The 23,671-nt window shown below is 42.1% G+C and carries 18 protein-coding genes; 11 read left to right on the top strand and 7 right to left on the bottom strand.

The annotated features are described in order from the left end of the window. The first annotated feature begins 339 nt into the window (after positions 1–339). Positions 340–1,578 (top strand): argininosuccinate synthase, encoded by a 1,239-nt coding sequence (locus IPZ60_RS10915; protein WP_110923137.1) that lies wholly within the window; start codon positions 340–342, stop codon positions 1,576–1,578. A gap of 139 nt (positions 1,579–1,717) precedes the next feature. Here IPZ60_RS10915 and IPZ60_RS10920 read toward each other — a convergent pair whose 3' ends face one another. Continuing rightward, positions 1,718–2,980, bottom strand: coding sequence for a hypothetical protein (locus IPZ60_RS10920; protein ID WP_194197813.1), 1,263 nt, complete (start codon positions 2,978–2,980; stop codon positions 1,718–1,720). Between the two features lie 205 nt (positions 2,981–3,185). Here IPZ60_RS10920 and IPZ60_RS10925 point away from each other — a divergent pair, with 205 nt between their 5' ends. Then, entirely contained in the window at positions 3,186–3,701 is a 516-nt protein-coding gene (locus IPZ60_RS10925) for a L,D-transpeptidase (RefSeq protein WP_194197814.1), read from the top strand. A gap of 258 nt (positions 3,702–3,959) precedes the next feature. On the opposite strand, the gene IPZ60_RS10930 is transcribed toward IPZ60_RS10925, so the two are convergent. Then, a complete protein-coding gene (locus IPZ60_RS10930; protein WP_194197815.1) occupies positions 3,960–5,591 on the bottom strand; it encodes a CYTH and CHAD domain-containing protein in 1,632 nt (543 codons plus the stop codon). Between the two features lie 452 nt (positions 5,592–6,043). Here IPZ60_RS10930 and IPZ60_RS10935 point away from each other — a divergent pair, with 452 nt between their 5' ends. Then, a complete protein-coding gene (locus tag IPZ60_RS10935) occupies positions 6,044–7,333 on the top strand; it encodes a DUF4349 domain-containing protein (RefSeq protein ID WP_194197816.1) in 1,290 nt (429 codons plus the stop codon). Positions 7,334–7,617: 284 nt separating this feature from the next. On the opposite strand, the gene IPZ60_RS10940 is transcribed toward IPZ60_RS10935, so the two are convergent. Beyond that, positions 7,618–9,204: an isocitrate lyase gene (locus tag IPZ60_RS10940; protein WP_110923132.1), complete on the bottom strand. Its 1,587-nt coding sequence runs from the start codon at positions 9,202–9,204 to the stop codon at positions 7,618–7,620. A 754-nt stretch (positions 9,205–9,958) separates the two neighbouring features. On the opposite strand from IPZ60_RS10940, the gene IPZ60_RS10945 reads away from it, so the two are divergent. Both IPZ60_RS10945 and IPZ60_RS10950 read left to right on the top strand, forming a co-directional pair. After that, entirely contained in the window at positions 9,959–10,948 is a 990-nt protein-coding gene (locus tag IPZ60_RS10945; RefSeq protein ID WP_110923131.1) for a LysR family transcriptional regulator, read from the top strand. A 398-nt stretch (positions 10,949–11,346) separates the two neighbouring features. Then, positions 11,347–12,720, top strand: coding sequence for an NAD-dependent succinate-semialdehyde dehydrogenase (locus tag IPZ60_RS10950; RefSeq protein ID WP_194197817.1), 1,374 nt, complete (start codon positions 11,347–11,349; stop codon positions 12,718–12,720). Between the two features lie 147 nt (positions 12,721–12,867). On the opposite strand, the gene purN is transcribed toward IPZ60_RS10950, so the two are convergent. Together purN and purM are read right to left on the bottom strand one after the other, a co-directional pair. Then, the gene (gene purN / locus IPZ60_RS10955) at positions 12,868–13,578 is read right to left on the bottom strand and encodes a phosphoribosylglycinamide formyltransferase (protein ID WP_194197818.1); all 711 of its coding nucleotides are present in this window, start codon (positions 13,576–13,578) and stop codon (positions 12,868–12,870) included. Further along, positions 13,578–14,627, bottom strand: coding sequence for a phosphoribosylformylglycinamidine cyclo-ligase (gene purM / locus IPZ60_RS10960; protein ID WP_194197819.1), 1,050 nt, complete (start codon positions 14,625–14,627; stop codon positions 13,578–13,580). The genes purN and purM overlap by 1 nt, the downstream gene beginning before the upstream one ends. 340 nt (positions 14,628–14,967) lie before the next feature. Here purM and IPZ60_RS10965 point away from each other — a divergent pair, with 340 nt between their 5' ends. The 3 genes from IPZ60_RS10965 to IPZ60_RS10975 all read left to right on the top strand — a co-directional run bounded on the left by IPZ60_RS10965 (position 14,968) and on the right by IPZ60_RS10975 (position 17,947). Then, positions 14,968–16,074, top strand: coding sequence for an AI-2E family transporter (locus IPZ60_RS10965; protein WP_194197820.1), 1,107 nt, complete (start codon positions 14,968–14,970; stop codon positions 16,072–16,074). A 329-nt stretch (positions 16,075–16,403) separates the two neighbouring features. Continuing rightward, the gene (gene hda, locus IPZ60_RS10970; RefSeq protein ID WP_194197821.1) at positions 16,404–17,207 is read left to right on the top strand and encodes a DnaA regulatory inactivator Hda; all 804 of its coding nucleotides are present in this window, start codon (positions 16,404–16,406) and stop codon (positions 17,205–17,207) included. 56 nt (positions 17,208–17,263) lie between these two features. Next, positions 17,264–17,947, top strand: coding sequence for a DUF2057 family protein (locus IPZ60_RS10975; RefSeq protein WP_194197822.1), 684 nt, complete (start codon positions 17,264–17,266; stop codon positions 17,945–17,947). 105 nt (positions 17,948–18,052) lie between these two features. Here the strand turns inward: IPZ60_RS10975 and IPZ60_RS10980 are convergent, their stop codons facing one another. Then, entirely contained in the window at positions 18,053–18,532 is a 480-nt protein-coding gene (locus IPZ60_RS10980) for a Dps family protein (protein ID WP_194197823.1), read from the bottom strand. A 228-nt stretch (positions 18,533–18,760) separates the two neighbouring features. Next, a complete protein-coding gene (locus IPZ60_RS10985) occupies positions 18,761–19,420 on the bottom strand; it encodes a YcxB family protein (RefSeq protein ID WP_194197824.1) in 660 nt (219 codons plus the stop codon). Between the two features lie 143 nt (positions 19,421–19,563). Between IPZ60_RS10985 and IPZ60_RS10990 the strand changes: the two genes are divergently transcribed. From IPZ60_RS10990 to tkt, 3 genes are all read left to right on the top strand, one after another. Then, positions 19,564–19,845: a hypothetical protein gene (locus tag IPZ60_RS10990; RefSeq protein ID WP_194197825.1), complete on the top strand. Its 282-nt coding sequence runs from the start codon at positions 19,564–19,566 to the stop codon at positions 19,843–19,845. Between the two features lie 17 nt (positions 19,846–19,862). Beyond that, entirely contained in the window at positions 19,863–21,149 is a 1,287-nt protein-coding gene (gene serS / locus IPZ60_RS10995; RefSeq protein ID WP_194197826.1) for a serine--tRNA ligase, read from the top strand. A gap of 265 nt (positions 21,150–21,414) precedes the next feature. Then, the gene (gene tkt, locus IPZ60_RS11000; RefSeq protein ID WP_194197827.1) at positions 21,415–23,412 is read left to right on the top strand and encodes a transketolase; all 1,998 of its coding nucleotides are present in this window, start codon (positions 21,415–21,417) and stop codon (positions 23,410–23,412) included. Positions 23,413–23,671 lie beyond the last annotated feature (259 nt).

A 23,671-nucleotide genomic window follows, 5' to 3' on the forward strand; every position in this document is an offset into this window, starting at 1 on the left:
GTGGATATCATAACAGATTTGCCCACTTGACTAAATATGCGACTAACGCTCTGTACATAATTCATTAATTGTACTGTAGAAGGTTTTGAGTGTTCTGCTAGCATTCTATGGAGAGTAATGATTTCTAAATGTATAAAATGGTCTTGTTTATCATGATTAGATAACAATCTCATAGAGATAGCTTATATCCATTGGTCCACCATTCAACCAAAAGCTCACTCCTTATGGCCGTGGCACTTTTGCCTATAGTAAATATGATGTACACTGAGTAAGTAGTTTACCTTTCGATTGAATCTTAGCGCTTTTACCAAAATTAAATTCTCATAATAGGAGTTATTCATGGCTCAACTTGATCCGAAAAATATTAATAAAATCGTATTGGCATATTCAGGTGGTCTTGATACCTCAATCATCGCTAAATGGCTGCAAGAGACTTATGATGCAGAGGTTATTACCTTTACCGCAGATATTGGTCAAGGCGAAGAAGTTGAGCCAGCACGCGCTAAAGCAGAAGCCATGGGCATCAAACATATCCATATTGAAGACTTGCGCGAAGAGTTTGCCCGTGATTATGTATTCCCAATGTTCCGTGCCAATGCTATCTATGAAGGCGAGTATTTGCTCGGTACTTCTATCGCCCGCCCGCTAATCGCCAAGCGTTTGGTTGAGATTGCTAAAGAACATAATGCTGATGCCATTAGCCATGGGGCTACTGGTAAAGGTAATGACCAAGTACGTTTTGAGCTGGGTGCTGTCGCCTTGTCACCAGACGTAGTTACCATTGCTCCTTGGCGTGAGTGGGACTTGTCTAGCCGTGAAAGCTTGATGGAATATGCGAAAGAGCACAACATTGCGATTGACTATGCAGGTAACAAGAAAAAATCTCCATACTCAATGGATGCTAACCTGCTACATATCTCTTATGAAGGCGGAATCCTAGAAGATCCATATGCTGAAGCAGAAGATGATATGTGGCGTTGGTCAGTCAGCCCAGAAGAAGCGCCTGACGAAGCACAATATCTAGAGCTAGAGTATCAAAAAGGCGACATCGTTGCTATCGATGGCGAAGCACTCAAGCCTTTCGAAATCATGATCAAGCTCAATGAGATTGGCGGTAAGCATGGTATCGGACGTTTAGATATCGTAGAAAACCGTTATGTTGGCATGAAGTCACGTGGCTGCTATGAGACGCCAGCTGGTACGATTATGCTAAAAGCACATCGCGGTATTGAGTCATTGACCTTAGACCGTGAAGCCGCGCATCTAAAAGATGAGCTAATGCCACGCTATGCTAAAACTATCTACAACGGCTACTGGTTCAGTCCTGAGCGTATGATGTTGCAAGCGTTGATTGACAAATCACAAGAATACGTCAACGGTACGGTTCGCGTGAAGCTATATAAAGGTGCGGTGAGCGTGGTTGGACGTAAGTCTGATGATTCGTTATTTGACGAAAAAATCGCAACTTTTGAAGATGATGCAGGCGCTTATGATCAAAAAGATGCAGAAGGCTTTATCCGTCTTAATGGTCTACGTCTAGCTATCGAAGCCAGCCGTGGTCGCGATTTATCGAAGTAAGATTGTTAGATTATTCGTAATCAATTAGAAAATTAAATCGCACAAAAAAGAGGCCTTAGATATAGGGCCTCTTTTTTATTGCTGATAGTTTGTGATTGAATACTTATGACAACAGCTACGTTTAAATAGTTGTTTACGTCTACTCAGCTTCAGCTGTTTCTGCAACATCTTCATCGTCTACCATCACGATTGCGACATCCTGCTGCTGGCGTTCTTCGAGAGTCTTTTGTTCTAATAGCACTTCTTCTGTTGCCAACATAGCACCGTCAGACTTTTGCATCTGATATTTGAGGGTTGCCAATCCACCCAGTATACTAATGACCAAAATGATAATGAGAATAACGGGGTTTTTCCAAAGTGGTGTGGCAGCCTCGTATTCAATCGGTTTTTCACTGATCGTTGCTGGCGTGTTGTCGCTATTGCCACCGATGAGTCCTAAGCTAACCAAAGGTGGCTTGGGCGGGGTAGCAGGTTCGGAATTTACGCGCAGTCGATTTCGACTGAGATAGATGTCTGATATTTTTGCGAGTTGTAGTAACCAACGTTGATGTGGTAATGCAATATCATGCATTTCAGCAAACACCAGCATGTCGTTATGGCGTCCTTGTTGCAAGTTATCAGGTGAGCGGCCAATGGCTTTTAGATAGTTACCTGTAGCCAGTTGCATGTCTTGAACAGGCTCATAGCTTTCAGGTTTGAATGCCGTCAGTTCGTACCAGTAAGGATTGAAAGGAGGTGGGTTGTTTGAGAGCTGCTCAGTACTTAATAAGCCAACCTCTGATGGACTTTCTGTTCCCATATTTACCGTATTTTCGGCTGCTGAAACAGGCACTTCGTCATTGTTGTCAGCCAGTTCGGCTGATAGAGTGTTTGGTTCACTGACTGTAAAACGTGCTAATGACAAAAACTGTGGTTGTAGAGCAAACCATTTGTTAATCTCGTTATTATCGAGTTGACTGTATTCTGCCAATATAGCCAGCTCACGGAGTACAACCACGCATAAAGAGGTCAATAAAATTTGGACTTGTTGTGTCGTTGCGTCAATTTGACTAGCAATATGGTCACTTGCTTTTATGACCCGAGCATTATCAGAGAATATGGCATCTGCCGCATCGTGACGGTGATATAACGTCGCACTGATGGTCGCAAAATTCATAGAGTTATACTGTCGTAGCTCTTTGACAGCACCACGCCCAAATAGCTTCTTACTTACTGCCTGACCATCGTAACGCTGTTGGTAAGCGAGAAGGGCACTAATAATTGCCTGCAAACTGGCATCCATTGCTAAGCGGGCTTGTGGTAATGAAAGCTTTGCGGCATCTGCCAATAATGACACCATCGGTATGGTATCTTGATATAGAAAATCATACATCGACACACGTGTCGGTGAAATAGTCGTCATAATCTGCTAGCATCAAAAAGTGTGCCCCTATATTACGGTGCCCAATGCCTTGATACAATCCCTTGATAATAGAAATTTTCAATCATTTTACGAGGATGTGTTGAATAATCCGAATATAGTCACTGTGAGTGACCTAGTTGAAAGTTCAATATGTCCTAATTACCCTAACAGTATTTTTACGAATAACTGATAGTTGGAAGCATTTATGACAAACAGCAATAATCTTAATATACAGATAGTCATCAGCGTCGCTCAGCAACACTTAACATTACACCAGCAGAATAAAGAAATAGCACGATACTCGATATCGACTGCTAAAAATGGTATCGGCAGTCAGCAAGATAGTGGCTGTACACCGCTTGGCAGACATATCATTGCCGAAAAAATAGGGGGTAGTGTTTCTAGCAGCGCCGTGTTTATAGGTCGTGTACCTACAGGCGAGATATATGATGCGGAGCTCGGTAAGTCTCATCCTGAACGCGATTGGATATTAAGTCGTATTTTATGGCTAAGTGGTCTCGAGGAAGGAGTGAATAAAGGTCGTAACAGCCAAGGTGGCTGCGATACTTATGAGCGCTATATCTATATACACGGCACACCAGATACTGAGCCAATGGGCGCACCATTTTCACATGGCTGTATACGTATGCGTAACGCGGATATCATTCAGTTATTTGAGCAAGTCAGCGAGGGTACGTTTGTGACTATTGCTGCTGAATAGTATAGTCAATCCTTTATAGATTGGATACGGTGTCAATCTCGCTTAGTCTACTGTTTGTAGTACTTTCACTCGACTTCCTTGTCTCCAAATTATATTGAACCGACTGTGGTATAGATGAATGAAATAGAATGACAGTACAAACATATTGATACCATAATCTATATTAATTTGCTTGAGTTAAAAGTTATAAAAAAGACAGCTCACTCTATGAAGGCTGTCTTTTTTATTCTACGTTTTTGCTATTTTACGATGAATATTTTACCAAAATATCGAACGATCTCTAACTTTGGCCAAGCATTTATCGCTGCGTTTCGTGTCTTTTTTGAGTAGGGCTGCAAACCAACCTGCACCATATAATGCATTATTATCTACAGCTGATTTTATCTGATAACGCTGTTGATATTGTGCATAGCTATGATGTTTATCTAATGATTTTTGCGCTTTGATCAAATATTTTAGCTGGCGTTCGGTGCGTTTTTTAGACCCTTTCTTACTTAACAGAGGCGCACAAAACTCAGTGATGTAGCGCAAATCTGTTAGATGATGCAATTCAAAGTCTGCTTGGTCATCAGTATCAAGGTTTGAGTACGTACTTTCTAAATCAACATCCTCTAAATCAATGTTTTTTAAATCAACGTCTTCTAAATCCATACTATCGCTTTCAACATTGTTTTCCTCACCAAGCTCGTCATTGGTTTGGAGCAGATTTTCATATTGCTTGGATAGGATTTTTATGATTTTATCGATAGCAAGCTTGTTGTTTTGAGGCTCAAGGCTTGGATCACTCATGGTAAAAGCAATGAGTTCTAATAAGGTCAGCTGAAAATCAGGGACGCTGATGGCATCGATAGGCTTGATTTTGAGAGCATCAATACCCGTCGTCCAGTTAGTTATAGGCGCGCCATATTCTTGCAGCTTAGGTTCGATATAATTTGCTAGGTAATCCAGCTCTTGATAATCGCCAAGTAAGGTGGCCGTTTGGTTTAGGATTGGCTGCCAATCAGGGTTGATTTCATCAGAGAAGCTAGCAAATGCATTTAGGGCAGCACATAAGCGGCGAATGCCTATCTGTAACTGCAAGATGTGGCTACTGTCAGTGCTACCAGCTACAATAGCACTGCTGTTCGGTAGTATTTGCAGCAGACAGTTATGTACGGCAGCCCTTACAAAGGCAGGCATGCTAACTTTTTTTCTGATGTTTAGCTGGCTAAGATCAGCGCTAACGGCTGGGCTATGATTTTGTCCGTTGATGAGCAATCCACCACGTTCAGCTTTGGTTACGGTAGATAAGCACAGCTTATAGCGCTGACACCAAGTTTTGGCTGTCATAAACAGAAAATCTAAATCTCCTGATACCAGCTCGAACTCTATCTCTTGAATGACTTCTCGCTGGGCATCATCGTTACCATGAATAATCTCTCCATGATCGTAGGCAATCTCAATACTGTTTTCCATTTGATCGCCATTATCTTCTACTAGCAATCGAGTGGTGCGCTGTATATCCGTGACATACAGTCGCGTCAATTTTTTTGCCAGCTTTTTGAGCTTAAAGTCAGACAATGCAGGAGCGATTGGTGTGTCTTTATAAATGGTCAAATCAGGCATGAGGGAGTTGGTATCGAGCATTGCTTGTACTTGTTCGTTATCTAACACCGCATTGTGCTCTAAGCGCGCTGCAATACCATCGCCGCCAGCTTTGATGGTCTGTACCCACGAATCGCCTTCTTTACGAATCCGCAAGCCAATACCTGCCTGTGCCAACTGTTGATCGGGCGTATCGTAATAATGGGCAGCCAGTTGCGTCAGCTGTGAGGATTTGACTTGAGCTTGACGCATCAAGCCTTTTAGCCGTGGTTCTGGCACCAAAAACTTCAACTCTATCTCTTGCATGGTGGCTCCCTATTATTTTAATAAACGTTAAGTGAGTACTTTAGTCAATCTATAGCTAGTTCAATATAATTTGGATACAAGGAAGTCGAGTGAACGTACTACACATCTGTACTCGGCTACTTTGTGCTTTTTTAGATTGAATCAACTCTATCGTATGAAAGCTATCATTTAATAACAAGTAATATTCTATAGAACTGCCTAGGGCGTGTCATCAATTAGCACATTAATACATTTAGTGGCCTTAAAATGGCCAAATTTTGCTAAACATCGTCAGTAATTTTGTCAATATATTCATATTAACGGTAATTCCTTCCTTGTTTATCTACAATTTTTCTCATTTTAAGCCTCACAATCTAATTGATGACACACCCTAGGTGTTTTTTCTATAAAAAATACACTTTTGTTTTATTGTCGCTATAATTGAGAAAATATTGAACAAAAGTATATTTAATATGAGAAAAATCTTTATGGTATCTGAAAGCCGTCTTTTGAAAAAACAGGTTAGTTTTGATCAGCAGCAGGATTCTATGATGAGTAAGCTTAAAACATCATTACCACCCAATCGTTTGTCATTATCTATAGCTACGGTAATGCTCGGGTCTGTATTACTAATGAGTGGCTGTAGTCAATCTGAGGAATATGCAGAAAGTGTCTCAGAAGAGCCAAGCGATTATGTGAATGAACAAGACGTTAGTGCTGATATAAATACCGTGATGTCTGAACAATCAGCTGTTGCAGAGCTAGAATCAGAGGCTGACAATCAAGCCAATGAGCTGACGGTTGAGAGTTTATCAGAGAGTAGTGAGCAGACACTTGCTAGTCAGGCCGCTAATATCCAGATACAAGGTAAAGAGCTGCTAATCAATGCCAGTGCAAACTTTACTGTCAAAGACGTGGTCAAGAGTAGCGCTGCTATTGAGACATTGACACGGCAGCAGGGTGGCTATGTAGCGCTCAGTAATATTAGCAACTATCCACGTAGTGATAGAACCTTTGTCCAAGGTGATAAAAATATTACAATCACAACCTATAATCGCCAAGCTGAAATGACGGTTCGGGTTCCTCGTGTCAACGTCAATAAGTTCTTGGAGCAAATGCAGCAGCAAGTGGCTTTTTTGAATGGTCAGGAGTTCACTGCACAAGACGTTACTTTGGATATTTATCGTGAACAGCTGGCAAGTCAGCTAAATAGCGATATGGCGGATGAGCTCAGTCAAGAGCGTCTCGAGAGCAAAAATGATAAAGATCAGGGTAGTAATGTCGATGCTATCACCGCTACTTATGCAGCACGTCGCCAAAAAGAATTGGCAAAGCTTGAGCAAATGGATATCGCCGATAAAGTTAAATATAGCACCATCAATCTGAGCTTTATGCAGCCAGATGTCAGTTATAAAGAAACCACGCAAAACCTAGACGTTTTGATAGATGCTGAGCGGCCGAGTTTTGGCACCGAAGTCAACAAATCATTCAAAGATGGTTGGAGTATGCTCAGGTCATTTGCACTTGGCATTATACAATTGTGGTGGCTAGTGGTGCTTGGTGGTGTTTTTTATCTCATTTATAGAATGATAAAAGCGATCTATCGTAAGTTTTTTAAACACAGCCCTCGTGTAGAACACTTACGACGTAATCTGATGGGTGAAAACCAAGACGTCCATCATTCAGAGGGTATAAAGAGCAATCAGGTAGGTGATAATGCCGACAGTGCTAAAGAGAATGATAGCAAGGATGCTAAGCATTAGGGCGTGTTCTCAATTCAAACGAGTGTCCTCTAAATGAGCTAAAAATAGCTAAATTTTGCCAAAAATCGTCAAATAGCTGGTTAATATCCTGATATTATCTGCGCTATTTTCCTCGTTTGACGACAACTTATCTCATTTTTATCATCATTTTTAAAATGAGGACACGCCCTAGAATGGAAAATTAAAAAGCTCACAATAACAGAGTGTCAATAAACAGCCAGAAAAAAGCCGCCCTACATAATGTAGAGCGGCTTTTTTAGCAATGACTTATAGAGAGTCGGTGATTAGAACTGGTTCATTGTGTTCTTGCCGCCGCCGGCTTTAAGTGCGTTGTCACCAGAGAAGATTTCTTTGTGATCATCGCCTAGGTCAGAACCAGCCATTGCTTGGTGCTTAACACAAGCGATGCCTTCGCGGATTTCTTTACGTTGTACACCAGCTGCATAAGCAAGCATACCTTCTTCACCGAAGTAGCCTTTAGCAAGTTCATGAACGCTAAGAGCAGTGGTGTGGTAAGTCGGTAGCGTGATTAAGTGATGGAATACACCAGCTTCACGTGATGCATCACGTTGGAAGTTCTTAGCGGCAACGTCAGCTGCTGCATCAAGCTCAGTACCGTCGTAATCAGCACTCATTAAGTCATCTTTATTGTAGCTAGAGATGTCTTTGCCTTCTTCTTCCCACTGTGCGATAACTTGCTTACGGAAGTTAAGCGTCCAGTTAAATGATGGGCTGTTGTTGTATACAAGCTTCGCTTTAGGCTGTTGCTCTTTAATGCGGTCAACCATCATTTTGATGTGTTCTACATCTGGAGTTGGTGTTTCGATCCATAGTAGATCGGCACCGTTTTCTAAAGCGGTCACACAGTCAAGTACAACGCGGTCGATGTTTGTATCTTCACGGAACTGATATAGACCGTTTTGCAGACGAACTGGACGTACTAGTTTGCCATTGTGCTTAAGTAAGCTGTCGTTTTCTTTTGCATTTTCTAAAGTTACTTCTTCCATTTCGATGAAGTCAATGTATTTAGAAGCAAGATCGCCTGGCTCATTTGATACTGGAATTTTTTGCGTGAGTGATGCGCCTTCAGAATCGGTACGTGCAACGATAACGCCGTCTTCAACACCAAGCTCTAGGAATGCATAACGGATAGCGTTTAGCTTAGAGATGAAGTCTTCGTGCGGTACAGTTACTTTACCAGCCTGGTGACCACATTGCTTAGCATCAGATACTTGGTTTTCAACCTGAATGGCACAAGCACCAGCTTCGATCATTTGCTTAGTCAATAGGTAAGTAGCTTCTTCGTTACCGAAACCTGCATCGATATCAGCAATGATTGGCACAACATGCGAATCAAAGTTTTCGATTTTTTCTACGATAGCTGAAGTATCTTGACCAGCTTCTTCAGCAGCGTTTAGCTCACGGAAGTAATCATTCAATACTTTAGCATCGGCTTGACGTAGGAAAGTATAGATTTCTTCGATTAGCTTAGGTACTGACGTTTTTTCGTGCATAGATTGGTCAGGTAGTGGACCAAACTCAGAGCGTAGAGCTGCAACCATCCAACCTGATAAGTAGATGTAAGTTTTAGAAGTAGTGCCAAAATATTTCTTTTTAGCGTACATAGTTTGTTGTGCAACAAAACCATGCCATGCACCTAGAGACTGTGTGTACTGAGACGTATCATTGTCATAGTCTTCCATGTCTTGACGCATGATTTTTGCAGTATATTTTGCGATATCCAAGCCCGTTTTAAAACGGTTTTGTGACATCATACGTGCCGCATCGGTTTCGCTGATATTCTGCCAGTTACCGTGCTTTTGCTTCAATTCACGTACTAGGTCGATCGCTGATTTATATGCAGTTGACATCTATGTCTCCTTGGTGGGGTGTAAAAACAAATAAGTTAAGTGCTAAAATAATGACGATTGTGTATGACTGAAAAGGTATACATTTAGAATTTATATTAGTGCTATTGACATCTCATAAGGTCAGACAGAATTACAAGCCATCAGTTAAAGCCTTATTTACCCTAAACAAACTTAATCACTAATACAAGAGAATTACTAGAACTTGGTAGTGGAAAAATAATAGGTAATGTATAAAAGGTTGCTGAGCTTGTTCATATATTTCTAAGGCACTTGCGTTCTTTATTGAATGGCAATGTCATTATCGGTGATAAGAGGTGTTACAATAATAAACAGTTTGTGCGATAGATTTAGTCATTTTCTAACGACTATAACGGTCTTTCAGGTAGTCAATTCATCGTATGATGCTACCGATATGGACCATCAATATACTATATAATTATGTCGGTCAAATGAATGTAGCCAGTCTATAAAACTAAGCTGTATCGTTTGCGTTACAAGTCATCCTATGAGACTTACTATAACTGCCTTACCAAGATTTATCTAATTTATGATTATTATCTTGGGTATTTTCTTAAGTTATAATTCATATATAACAGTACCTTACGTTAGACGGTTTGGGTTATACTTAGCAGATATCGGATGAAATCAGATAAAAAGTAGCAGAATTACATTGCTATAGACCATAAATTATTAGAACAGCACCAAAAATGCCAAGCTTATAACGGCACTTATCCAAAGGCCAAGAGAACTATATATGAATTTGCAGCGGGTAGATTTAAACTTATTGGTACATCTAGATGTGTTGTTACGAGAGAAAAATGTCACTCGAGCAGCTGAGCAGCTTGGTATTACCCAACCTGCGATGAGTAACATTTTGCGCCGTCTGCGCAAGTTGTTTAACGACCCTCTATTGGTTCGATCATCTGAAGGTATGACGCCAACGGAGCGGGCTTTAGAATTGCAACCTCGTATTCGTGAGATACTGGCGGATTTGACACAAGTGTTAGAGCCACGTACTGAATTCCGTCCTTATAGTACCTCTCGCGTCTTTCGTATTATGACGTCAGACTATGCGGAAGCGACGCTAGTTCCTAAACTGGTCAAAGCCCTACGCTCAGAAGCACCCAATGTTATCTTGGATTTCTTGACACCATCAGACGTCTCTTATCGTGATATGGAGCAGGGACGTGTTGATCTGGCAATTAACCGCTTTAATGAGATACCACAGAGCTTTCACCAAGTGTTGGTGTGGCGTGATACTTTTAGTTGTCTGCTATCCTCTGACAGTCCTTATGCCAATCGTTTTAATTTAAAAAACTATCTGAAAGCGCAGCATGTTTGGGTATCGAAAACGGGTATGGGTGTGGGCTTCGGTGTCAATCCAGAAAAATCAGGTGGTTTGGGGTCTATCGATCAAGCGCTACAACGTTTAGGACAAAAACGTCAAATCAGTGTTTTTACTCGTCATTATCAGATGCCAGCCATGCTTGCTGCTAACAAAGATTTGGTAGCAACGTTGCCAACTCGTGTGGCAAAAATGCAGGCAAATAACGACAGTATCAAAATGGAAGAGCCGCCATTCTTCATTCCTGAGTTTGAGCTAACGATGGCATGGTCGCCTTTATTGCAGCATCATCCAGCCCATCGCTGGTTACGTCAACTTATCATGCATGTGGCGCGTCAAATCGTTGATGAGGAAGAAAACCCACCACAAGAAATACCTGTGATGAATCATCTATTTTAAATTGATTGTTTTTCAAGACAGATAAGTTTTTTATTAAACCAGCCGCAGGGCTGGTTTTTTATGGGTCTAAACTTACTCAAATACCTCGTCCATAACTCAAACTACTTACAACTTAAGCGTAGTTAATAAGATAGCCACACTCTTAACATCTTATGCACACTTCTCTATATCTTGTAAACCTATCATCCAAATTACCTTGTTATGATGGCCACAGATAGAAAGCAATGCACCAACAAGCTGCTACCTATTTGAGTGATTGGTTGCTATAAGAACTTACGATACAACAAGAACTTATTGCATAACGTTTGGCAAGTATGCTGAGCCAAAAAGCAGTACCGATGCTTATTTTATAAACTGAAAATACTAAACATAAAATAAAATATAATAAGGACAATAATATGTCAGATATCACTACTATCAACCCAACCACGGGTGAAGAGATCAAAAATTACGATTACATGAGCGTAGACGAAGTCAATAAAATTGTTGATGCCTCACATGAAGCATTTTTAGCATGGCGCACTGTTAGCCATGAAGAGCGTGGCCGAGCGATTAAGTCTATCGGCGACAAACTGATTGAGTATAAAGAAGAGCTGGCTAAGCTGATGACAGAAGAGCGCGGTAAACTATACAGCCAAAGTTTAGAGGAGATTGATCTGTGTAAGGCAATCTGTGATTATACTGCTGAAAACGGTGTTGAATCACTGGCTGATGACGTACGTGACATTGAGGGCATGAGAAAAGGATTAGTCAGCTATCAACCTATTGGTATCATTTATGGTATGCAGCCTTGGAACTTCCCAGCGTATCAGGTATTCCGTTATACCATTGCCAACTTGATGGCAGGTAATAGTATCCTGCTAAAACATGCTTCTAACGTAACAGGCTCTGGTTTATTAATCGAGAAAATACTTCATGAGTCTGAACTGCCAAATGATCTTTTCCGTACCATTATCATCGGTCACGACCAGTCAGAAGAATTAATCAACAACGACAAAGTACGCGGTGTGACGCTCACAGGTAGCGATAAAGCAGGTGTCATCGTCGGTCAACAAGCAGCAAAAGCCATCAAAAAAGCCGTGTTAGAGCTTGGCTCAAACGATGCTTTCATCGTATTAGAAGATGCTGATTTAAACATAGCAGTAGAAACTTGTACACAAGCACGCCTAATCAATAACGGTGAAACTTGTGTTGCCGCAAAACGCTTCATCGTAGTGGATAGTGTATACGATGAATTCCGTAAGCGTATTGTTGAGAAGTTTGAAGGTGCAAAATATGGCGATCCTATGGATGATAGCTCAGACATCGGACCATTGGCTCGTAAAGATCTACAAGAGCAGCTACATGAGCAAGTAGAGCAGAGCGTGGCTAAAGGTGCAACGATTGCTGTTGGTGGTAAAGTTCCTGATAGCAAAGGCAGCTTTTATCCAGCCACTATTTTAGAAAACGTTGAGAAAGGTCAACCTGCCTATGATGATGAGTTGTTTGGCCCTGTCGCCTCGCTCATTCGCGCAAAAGACCAAGACGATGCCTTACGTATCGCTAACGATAGTCGCTATGGTTTAGGCGGTGCAATCTTCTCAAAAGATACAGACAAAGCGGTACGTCTAGCACGTGAAGAGTTTGATACTGGTATGGTCTATATCAATGGTTACGGTCTTGCCAACCCTGCATTGCCATTTGGTGGCGTTAAAAACTCAGGTTATGGTCGTGAGCATGGCGGCTTTGGTATCAAAGAGTTTGTAAACATTAAAGCGGTTCATGTTTTTTAATGGCGGTTGATATCACTACTAGATATTGAGATGGTCGTCATTAGATGACCATTGAATAAAAAAAGCCCAGTCGCTCATAACGAGTGACTGGGCTTTTTATTGCATCAAATAGAATGGTAAAACATGCAACTTGATAAGCTGAAACTTTTACGTGTTTACAAACAGCTGTAATGGCAAGGCTGGCAAGTAACTTGCCTTAGTTTTATTACAGGTTTCATTGCTGACTTCATTATTAGTATCCAGCGACAATACTTTATTTGCTAATAGCAAAATTGTCCAAGGCAGCAATTTATGCTCAAGTTTTTGTACACGTGCTTGTAGGCTATCAGCCGTCTCTGTTTGATGGATCTCTAACAGCGCTTGAGTCAAAACAGTGCCTGCATCGAGCTCAGCAGTGACGACATGAATACTACAACCATGATGACGTTCACCTGCTTGTATCGCTCGCTGATGGGTATCAAGTCCCTTGTAAACAGGCAATAGAGAAGGGTGCAAGTTAATCATAGGCGCTGGCGCATTGTCGATAAATGGGCCACTTAACACACGCATAAAACCAGCTAATACTATTAAATCAGGTTGCCATTCAACAAGCTGTGCATTTGCATGAGTTTCAAAAGTTTTGATACCCATGCGTTTGCCGTTAGCAACGTGTGACAGTACCGCGACTGGAATATTAGCATCATTGGCACGTGTGATGGCATAAGCGTCATCACGATTGCTGATGACACCTACTATTTCAATCGGTAGTGCGTCAGCTTGCATGGCATCGATCAATACTTGCAAATTGCTACCACTGCCTGATACCAGAACGGCAATGCGTAATGGCTTGTTGGCGTGACTGGTATTATTGGTTAGCATTAACGGTACACCACTGCATCCACTTCACGACTGACCATTTCGCCTAACTGCCATGCTTTTTCGCCAGCGTCATTCAATATATTGATAGCCGCTTCAGCTTTATTTTTAGGCACGACAATTACAAAGCCGACACCGCAGTTAAAGGTGCGGTACATTTCACTCTGTTCGATGTTACCTTGGGTTTGTAACCAAGTGAATAGCTCTGAAAACTGCCAGCTATTGGTATCGATGCTAGCGGCTAGTGTTTCAGGCAATACACGCGGTAAGTTATCTGTTAAGCCGCCACCTGTGATATGTGACATGGCATGAAGGGCTGAACTACCAAGAGTGTCTTGCAAAGCTTTGATGGCTTTAACATAGATACGAGTAGGGGCCATGAGTGCGTCTTGGATAGGCTGACCGTCTAATTGTGCATCGCTAGTAGTGACATCAACGCCACTCACTTCGATGACTTTACGAACCAATGAATAGCCGTTTGAATGAGCACCACTTGAGCCAAGGGCGATCAATACATCACCTTCTGCGACATTTTCACCAGTGATTACTTCGGCTTCTTCAACCACACCCACACAGAATCCAGCTAGGTCGTAGTCGTCATCTTGATACATGCCTGGCATTTCAGCTGTCTCGCCACCGATGAGCGCACAGTTTGACAGTTTACAACCTTCGCCAATACCAGTAACGACAGTCGCTGCTACGTCAACATCGAGCTTGCCTGTTGCGTAGTAATCTAAGAAGAATAATGGCTCAGCACCGCAAACCAACAGATCATTGACGCACATAGCGACCAAATCAATGCCGATAGTGTCATGACGATTCAGTTGCAAGGCCAGTTTAAGCTTGGTACCGACGCCGTCAGTGCCCGAAACCAATAAAGGTGAGGTGTAACCGGTCGGAATACGACAAAGCGCGCCAAAACCGCCAAGTCCGCCCACAACCTCAGGACGAGAGGTGGCTTTTGCCACTGATTTAATACGTTGAACCAACGCATCGCCTGCATCAATATCAACGCCGGCATCTTTGTAGCTTAAAGAAGGCTTGTTACTCATGGTCATCTCACAAATTTTATAGGGAATGAAGGTCTATCGGTAGAAAAGCGAGTTGGTCGTGTTAATTCTGAATATAGTGGGCGCATTATACCCAAAAACGACCCACACTCGCAAAGCAACTTGCGGATATTTGACTGATATTTAGTGAAGACTTGCTTTAAGTGGCAAATAAAACGTCAAGAAACAAAAAATGACTGATTTTTAACGGTACTCTGCGATAATGGGAATCTAAATCTACTGTCAATAACTGTTTGCTATTAAGGAGTTGTTACTCAATAACACCTATTTAAAAGCAATCATATCGCAACCTTAAATCAGCCTAAGCCTAGGATAACTTGTTATGATGAACCAACCAATCGACCTCTTTTTTCGACGCTTATTTATCGTCGTTGCTATGGTGGTGGTTGTCTTTTTATTGTATTTAATGATGCCCGTCATTATACCGTTTGTCTTTGCTTTCGTACTCGCTTACTTATTCAATCCGCTGGTTAAACGTCTGTCGAAATATATCAAACGCTGGATAGCGATTATCATTGTCTATTCGACTATTACGCTAGGAATGGTGCTGCTACTATGGTGGTTGATACCGACATTGTGGAATCAGTTGCAAGCGGCGTGGGACTACTTACCCAAAGTGTTGAACTGGTATAACCAAGTGGTGCGAGAATGGTTTGTTAATAACAGCCGTATTAGTTTGCCAGAGCTGGAGTCAAAAGGGTTTTCTGAGACGTTGGTCGATTACATGCAAACGAATTATAAGTTCGAAGATGCCAGCACGATGATGAGTCATATTATTACCTCAAGTATGAGCTTTATTAATAATGCAGGACTCATCGTATTAGTGCCTATTCTGACCTTTTATTTCTTATTCAATTGGGATCAGCGTTTACATACGTGGAAAATGGCGGTTCCAGCGGCTTATAATGAAAAGTTTGTTCAGATTGCCAAAGAGTGTGATCGTGCATTGATGGCTTTTATTAAAGGTCAGTTATTGGTGATGGTGCTGTTGGGTATGATTTATGCGGTGCAGTTGCAGCTCATTGGTCTTGAGCTTGGACTTATCATTGGTATGGTTGCGGGGGTTGCTAGCTTTGTTCCTTATTTGGGGTTTGGTATCGGTTTCATCGCTGCCATTACTGCATGCCTTTTCCAGTTTGGACTAGACTGGACTTATCTGTCATTAATCGCTGGTGCATTTTTGGTTGGGCAGGCCGCTGAGGGTTATGTACTGCAGCCGTTGCTATTAGGTGATAAGATTGGTCTATCACCGCTATGGGTTATTTTTTCGGTATTGGCAGGGGCAAGCTTGTTAGGCTTCGTTGGTATGCTGATAGCCTTGCCTGTCTCAGCGGTGCTTAATGTATTGTTCCGCCATTTATACGCTTACTATCGTTCGACTGATTTTTATAAAGGCCGTAAGCAACTGGCTTTGTTTGAAAAGAATTAGATAGTTTACTGTCAGATTAACGTGTCTATCATAAATTGGCAGTAGAATTATGGGAGTGATAAAAGGTGGTTGATAAGGCTTAATAGGTAAAAGACTTGTCAGTCATTTTGCAAATATGTTATATATAGGCGCAGTGTTGATGGTATCAGTGGTTATTCGTTGGCAAGAGCCATTTTTATAATGGTAGTTCAACGATATGTCCATAGCCAAGAACACGGCAGACCAACGCCATAAGTTTATATTAAGTCGTATTGAATACAGTAAAGTCAGTTCTACGACCGTTATGCCTCCTATTTTCCATTGTGTTACGTAAAACGAGTTGATGATTCATGGCAGAAGCACAGCTAAGTCTCAATCTGGACATTAAGCATGATGCAAGTCTAAGCGACTTTGCCGGTCCTGGTTGGATGTCGATTATTGATGCAGTGCGGCAGTTACATGTCGGCCTGATAGGACAGCTGTATCTATTTGGTAGTCCTGCTACTGGTAAGTCTCATTTGCTATCAGCAATCTGTGAGTCGTTTATTGAGATGGATAAATCCGCGATTTGCTTATCACTCAACGAGTTGATTCATGCTGATGTCAACGTACTTTCGTCTCTAGAGAACTTTGATCTGATCGCAATCGACGATTTAGAAGTCCTTGAGCAAAGCAGTCAGTGGCAAGAGGCTTTATTCCATTTGATTAATCGTAGTCGTGAAGGTCAGCGCCAGTTACTGTTTGCAGCCAATAAACCTGCTGATGATTTACCTTTCCAGTTGAGAGATTTATTGACCCGTTTGGCACAAGCGCCTACGTTCAAAGTACCGAATGGCCATGATCTGGCAGATCGTCAGGCATTATTGCAGTCTATCCTGCGTCGACGAGGCTGGCAGTTTGACGATAGGATTATTGACTATTTGCTTACGGAAGGCCCGCACCGTATCGGGGCGATGATGGACGTGCTCAACTATATTCAGCCAATGTTTTCCAATCTTGGCCGCAACAATATATCCAAAGCAGTCATAAGTGATGCATTACGTACTATTGATGAACAGACACTAGCGGCAGAGCTAGCTGATATTGCGCAAGAGACGCAAGTAGATCATGACGCTGCAGATCAAGATCAACATACTATGCCATTCGACTTTTAGTCCTAAAAATACGAATATTTTTATCAAAAACGTTTTTACTATTAATGGAATCACTTATGAAACTCAATGCTTCTTTGCTAAAAAAAATGACTATCGGTACGTTACTTATTGGTGCAAGCTCCGTCTCTATGTTGTCGCAAGCAGAGGTCACTCTGTTAGTTGATGACCACATCAAGGTTACTGCGATTAATGGGCAGGAAATCCAGCAGAGTATTTTTCAGTCGCCGACAAAAACATTTACACTACAGCCTGGACAACATGCCATTACTGCTAAGTATGACCGTTTGTATAACCTGCCTCGTGATGAGCATGATTATTTGCGTTCAGGTAACGTCAGTGTGACCGCACAATTGGCTGATAATCAAACCTATCGTTTGACTATGCCAAGTCAACCAGAAGAGTATAAAGCGGCTAGAGAATATGCCAAACGTCCAACGTTAGCTGTGCAGCAGGATAATACCGTGATCGCTAGCCAGCAAAGTATGGCCAATAACCAAGGCGGATTGTTTTCAGGTTTGGGTAACGTAATAGGCGGTGTGTTTGGTGGCTCGGGTGATGCTGAATTACAAAACCAACGTGTTATTGCATCATTAGACAAGCCAGCTGTAGCAAATCAGAATACTGTACAGCAAACGACAAGCGTTAATTCATCTAACAGTAATTTAGATCAGTTTATGCAGATTTGGCTACAAGCAACGCCTGCTGAGCGTGAAAAAATGAGCCAGTGGATACAAAAATAAATTACCATTTTCGTAAATGTATAGATAATAAAAAAGCACCTAATTAGGTGCTTTTTTTGTTCTAAATTTTGTGGTTTTTGACAGGCATATATTTGACTGACTATATTAGCCTAAAAATGCGTTGTACATCCATACTAACTTTTCTTGCTCTTGTACATAAGCGTCGACAAGATCAGCTGACCCTTGGTCTTCGCTATCTGCTGCTAGAGTAGATACTTGACGCTGTTCTTCGATAAGCTCTTGCAAACCTTTGACCACGCCTTTAACGCAAGTCGTGCCGTCTTTAACGTTCTTGTCTTCGCTAATGCTGGTATGCTGAGCAAAGTCGCTATAAGCATGGAGTGGTGTACCTCCTAGCGTTAGAATACGTTCAGCGATTTCATCAATTTGAATTTGTAGTGACGTATATAGCTCTTCAAATTGTGGATGTAAGGTAAAGAAATGCTCACCTTTAACGTTCCAATGATAGCCACGCACATTGATGTAAAACATATGGTAGCTTGATAATAGGCCGTTTAACTTAGCAATTACTTCGCTCATGTCTGCTCTTTCTAGACCGATTTGGTTAGTCTCATTATTACTCATGATATTATCCTTATAGTGTGAGTGTTGATATAAAAATTAAATGAAGAAAGTTATAACTTTAACTTATTTATATATCCTAGCGCTTCTACAACTTTTCTTCTGATGCCTATTATAATAACAAAGCATTATAGACAAGTTAAGTTTAATAAATACAATAATGCGATTGGTTTACCAAAAGAGCCAAACCCTTTATCGTTAGTTGGACGAGCGATAAAGGGCTGTTCTATTTTATGCTGGTGGCTGTAAGTTTTCAGGGTTCAAACCTTTAACAGCAACGACCTCTTGCAAATGTTGGCGAACCGTATCAACTGGAAATTTCTGTGTTTGCAGGCGTTTAGGTATGATTTGGCTGCCTTGTTGACCTTTCATCTCAAACATCATAAATATATAGTCGTCAGTTTCATCCCAGCTTTTAACCGCAGACCATGGGATAACCGCTTGTTGAGTATTGCTCGCGCGCATCTGCATACCACGCATCTGCGAGTTTTTCATCAAATCAGGTTGATTGACGGGCATTGCCATCACGAGGCCATGTTTTTGTACGCCGAGCTTCATTTGGCGCATTTCATCTGGCATTTCTTGATCGGCCACTTGCTTTTCGAACTCTCTTTTAACATACCATTTAAAACCAAGGGTACGAACCAGTAAGTAAACCACCACTGAAACCAACATCAACCAAAAAATAATGGTTGAGTAGCCTGTGACAAAGACCAACCCTGCAATCGCTAATACCACGACTACTGCCATAATGATCCACTCTTTCGTTTTGATGCTTTTTAGACCAAAAGAAGGGCTGGCACTAGAAAATAGCTCATATTGTGCTTGGTGAAATTCTGCCTCAGTAAGGTTTAAGGCGACAGGTTGCAGCGTGTAGGGGTACAAGGCCATAAAGGTTTCTCAAATACTTGTGTTAAAAGTGTTGGGTTTAAATCGCCAAAGTGAAGTAGCTATACGGCACTTGGCTGAAAGTGGGAAAAAGGTATGGACTTATCTTACCGAAAAGCGCTCTCAAATGAAACATATAAGCAGCTATGAATGTTGATAGTTGTCATATTATTGCCATTAAGCCTTATTATGAGGGTTTGTCGATTTTCAGAGCGGGTTATCAAGTTAAAAATCGCATGCCATTAATCATCAAAGCGATGAATGAAAGTATCGCCAAAACATGGTCAAATGAGATGGGTCTTGGTATTATAGCGGCTACCACTTATTTTGATAAAACCAGCACCTTTAAAAACAGTACCTTTAAAGACAATATCTTTAAAAATAGCACCTTTAAAAATAATACTTTTAAACTTCTCACTCACTTTTAGCGTTACAGGCAACCATTATGATTGATCCAAAACTCTTACGCGGCGATTTAATCGACTTACAACAGCAGTTGGCCACTCGTGGTTACGCACTTGACATGGATTTTTGGCAAACGGTTGAGTCAGAACGTAAATCTTTGCAGATCAAAACTGAAGAGTTGCAGTCGCGACGTAATGCTGGTGCCAAGCAAGTAGGCGCGCTAAAAAAATCAGGCGAAGACGCCCGTGAGCTATTGGCTGAGATGCAAAGTGTCAGCGGTGAGATTAAAGCGGCTGAAGATGAACTGCGCACTTTGCAAGAACGCATCACCAAAGCTGGCATGCAAATCCCTAATATTCCAGCAGCTGATGTGCCAGTGGGTGCGTCAGAAGATGACAATGTAGAAGTGCGCAAGTGGGGCACGCCGCGTACGTTTGATTTTGAGATTCAAGATCACACTTATATTGGTGAGACACTTGGTATGCTTGATTTTGAAGCGGCGACCAAGCTGACTGGCAGTCGCTTTAATGTGCTAAAAGGACAGTTGGCGCAGATGCATCGCGCACTGATTCAATTTATGCTCAATACCCATACCATGAAGTACGGCTATCTTGAGACCTATGTGCCTTATATTGTGAATTCAGACAGCCTCAAAGGTACAGGGCAATTGCCTAAGTTTGAAGATGATTTATTTAAATTGAAAAATCATACTAATAACGAAGATATGGACTTTTATTTGATTCCTACCGCCGAAGTGCCAATGACCAACTTGGTACGTGGCGAGCGTTTGGATATTAGCGAGCTGCCACTTAAGTTTACCGCGCATACGCCTTGTTTCCGTAGTGAGGCAGGCTCACATGGCCGTGACACTCGTGGCCTGATCCGTCAGCATCAGTTTGAAAAGGTTGAAATGGTCAGTATTGCCACGGCTGAGCAGTCTGACGAATTGCTAGAGGCAATGACTGGACAAGCTGAATATATCTTGCAGCAGCTTAATCTGCCATACCGCACGGTTCAGTTATGTACGAGTGATATGGGTTTTGCAGCACAAAAGACTTATGACATCGAAGTATGGTTACCGAGCCAAGATACCTATCGCGAAATCTCTAGCTGCTCTAACTGCGGTGATTTCCAAGCACGCCGTATGGGAACTCGTGTCAAAGACGGCAAGCAAACCAGCTTGGCTCATACTTTGAACGGTTCAGGTTTGGCAGTTGGTCGTACGCTATTGGCTGTCATGGAAAACCATCAAAACGCAGATGGTAGCATCACGATTCCAGAAGTATTGCGTCCGTTTATGGGCGGTGCTGAGACGATTTCAGTTTAATAGCTACCTTGCTTATTATACTAGCTGTGAGCTACTAAGATGACTCACAGCTTTTTAATATAGGGCAGTTTAATAAAACTGATATGAAACATAAACGATTCTGTCATACCATTTCTTAGCTAGCCTTATAGCAAATATGTTAATATTGCACTTTGATTTTATAGTCTATAACTTAGGGGCGCATTTGGCGTCCTTATGCTTATACTCCTTTGAGTAAACTCTCCTCTTATCAGCCATACCCCTCATTTGAATATTAGGACACTCTATGCCAGCTCCAATTAGCGAACGTAAATTAGCCAATGCCATTCGTGTACTGTCGTTTGACGCGGTACAAAAAGCCAACTCTGGTCACCCAGGTGCTCCGATGGGCATGGCTGATATTGCTGAAGTTCTGTGGCGCAAGTTTTTGAAGCACAACCCAACCGATCCACAGTGGCACAACCGTGACCGCTTTGTCTTATCGAACGGTCATGGCTCGATGCTTATTTACTCATTGCTGCATTTATCTGGTTATGACGTCAGCGTTGATGATCTTAAGGGTTTCCGTCAGTTGCACTCAAAAACCCCAGGTCATCCTGAGCTTGGCTATACACCAGGTGTTGAGACAACTACTGGTCCACTAGGACAGGGTATTGCCAATGCCGTTGGTTTTGCAATTGCAGAAAAAACTTTAGCCGCGCAGTTTAATCGTGACGGCCATAACATCGTTGACCATAACACCTATGCATTCTTAGGTGATGGTTGCTTGATGGAAGGTATCAGTCATGAAGTGTGCTCACTGGCTGGCACGTTAGGTCTTGGTAAGTTAGTCTTCTTCTATGATGACAATGGCATCTCTATCGATGGTAATGTCGAAGGCTGGTTCACTGATGATACGCAAGCACGTTTTGAGTCTTACGGCTGGCAGGTTATCAAAGTCGATGGTCATGATGCTGATGCGATCACTCAAGCAACTGAACAAGCGCTTAAAGAGACTACCAAACCAAGTCTTCTGATTTGCAAAACTACGATCGGTGCTGGTAGCCCGAACAAGCAGGGTCTAGCAGCCAGTCATGGTGCGCCGTTAGGTGATGACGAAATCGCCTTGACTCGTGATGCGCTGTCTTGGAAGCATGCTCCATTTGAATTAGATGATGAAATCTATGAAGCGTGGGATGCTAAAGCCAAAGGTGACGTCCAGCAAAAGAACTGGGAAGCTGACTTTGACGCTTATAAGAAAGCCTATCCTGAACTGGCTTCTGAGCTATTACGCCGTCTAAATGGTGATTTGCCTGCTGATTTTGATAGTCAAGCACAAGCTTATATTCAGCAAACGCAAGAAGCGGGTGGCGATGTTGCTAGCCGTAAAGCCAGTCAAAACGCTATCAATACCTTACAGCCATTATTACCAGAATTGCTAGGCGGTTCAGCGGATTTAGCTGGCTCGAACCTGACACTATTCAAAGGCGCTAAAGGCATCGAAAAAGACGCTGACGGCAACTATATTTATTACGGCGTACGTGAGTTCGGTATGACCGCGATTGCCAATGGTATCGCGTTGCATGGCGGCTTTATCCCTTACGTAGCGACGTTCCTAATGTTTATGGAATATGCTCGTAACGCGGTACGCATGGGCGCACTCATGAAGCAGCGCGTCATCCATGTCTATACGCACGACTCTATCGGTCTGGGTGAAGATGGCCCAACGCATCAGCCAGTTGAGCAGTTGACTAGCCTACGTACTACGCCAAATCTACGCACATGGCGTCCGTGTGATGCGACTGAGTCTGCAAGCGCTTGGGTAGAAGCAATCAAGTCTGAAAATAACCCATCAGCCTTGATCTTTAGCCGTCAAAGCTTGCCACATCAAGCACGTGATAATGAGCAAGTAGCCAACATCACCAAAGGTGGCTATGTACTTGCGAAAGAGCAGGGCGAGCTACAAGCTATCATCATCGCTACTGGTTCAGAAGTTGGCCTTGCGATGGAAGCGTACGAGACATTAAGCGCAAATGGTGTTGGCGTCCGTGTAGTGTCTATGCCATGTGCGGAGATTTTCGTTGAGCAAGATGCTAGCTATCGTGAAGCCGTATTGCCTGCCAATATCCGTGCTCGCGTAGCAGTCGAAGCGGCGCATGTAGATTACTGGTATAAGTTCGTTGGTCTAGATGGCAAAGTCATCGGTATGACGACTTATGGCGAATCTGCTCCTGCTAGCGACTTGTATAAAGAGTTTGGTATCACGACTGACGCTGTGGTTGAAGCGGTAAATAGTTTGGTGTAATAAACCTAACTTAATTAGCGTTTAAAAAAAAGAGCTGCCGGAGAAATCTGGTGGCTCTTTTTTATATTTGGATTTTAGTTTTGGAGCAGTTCTTTTGATTCACCTGCATCAGTATTGGCATCGACAGGGTAATTGCTGCAATCAGTATGGAGCTGTATTTCAAATTGAGGATTTGATGGTAAATGTAATTTACACTGAAGTTACCATTTTGATAGTGTGCTATGAGCACTCGAATGAATAAAATGGAATACAATATATT

Source organism: Psychrobacter sp. NG25, from assembly GCF_015234355.1.
Taxonomy (GTDB): Bacteria; Pseudomonadota; Gammaproteobacteria; order Pseudomonadales; family Moraxellaceae; genus Psychrobacter.